Genomic DNA, 1,011 nt, shown 5'->3' on the forward strand with positions numbered 1-1,011 from the left:
TTAGAGCTATGAATTATTCAGGAATTAACAAGATGGATAACATTAGTAACACAACAAAATGGTTGTTCTACTTTATAATACTATTTGGGGGAGGAATGCTTCTGTATCTTATGTTTATATTTCTTTTTTTGGGAATGAATGTTTAATTATAAACAGGAGGTAAATTCAATGAAAAAATTTTTTGGTCTGTAGGTATGTTTTTTATGGCAATGTTATTTTTGGTTCCTTCAACCGTTTCAGCTAGTGAAAATAATGTAAGTGGTGGTGAAATTCCTGAGTTTGCTAGTGAGTTAATGAGCAAAATGGATTTGTATATCACCCAAGATGAGTCAGGCGACAGATATTTTGATGTAGATAGTGCAATAGCAAATAACGAAGGGGAAATTGTTATACAAGCTGGGAAAGCTTTTAATAGTATCAAAGCAGAAGATGAAACTTCTCCGTACCTTAGACTTAGAATACCAAGTGTCTCATATGGTAATTATTGTGGACCGGGAAATAATGGTAAAAAACCTATTGATGATTTAGATAGAGCTTGTAAAGCACATGATGGTTGTTATAAATGGGGAGGGAACAATACAAATTGTAATAGAAACCTATGTAAAGCCCTTGTTCCTGTTATCCAATTAGCTCAACAAAATCCAGCAAAATTAATATATGCAACAGCTGCATATAAATATTTTAGTTGCGGGAAATTGCTGAGGTAGAATTTTTTATTTACATGAAGGAGAACAAAATTATATATATTTGTTCTCCTATTTATTTTTTATTAAGAGAAGAATAATGAATAAAAAAAGGACACGCATTCTTATTATGCTACTTTCAACCGTTTGCCTAATCTTAGTTGGTGTAATAATTTTTCAGTCTTTTTCTATTCATAAGAATAGTAATCCAAAAAATGAAAAAATCGAACAGAAAGATAACTATGATAAGATAGTTAGCAACTTTAAGGAAATTAGTAACGATGAATTGTGGAGAATTAGGGAGTCAAGACAACCCGAAAAATCTTGC

General features: G+C 31.2%; 2 protein-coding genes. Both read left to right on the forward strand.

Annotation, left to right across the window (positions count from 1 at the left end; translation table 11 throughout):
- Positions 1–203: 203 nt before the first annotated feature.
- Complete coding sequence (locus RU96_RS12940; RefSeq protein ID WP_249024210.1) at positions 204–707, forward strand: phospholipase A2 family protein; 504 nt, start codon at positions 204–206, stop codon at positions 705–707.
- Between the two features lie 76 nt (positions 708–783).
- The coding region (locus tag RU96_RS13145) for a hypothetical protein (protein WP_211269921.1) at positions 784–1,011 on the forward strand (228 nt) is incomplete at its 3' end.

This window comes from Enterococcus canintestini, assembly GCF_001885735.1.
GTDB classification, from domain to species: Bacteria; Bacillota; Bacilli; order Lactobacillales; family Enterococcaceae; genus Enterococcus_C; species Enterococcus_C canintestini.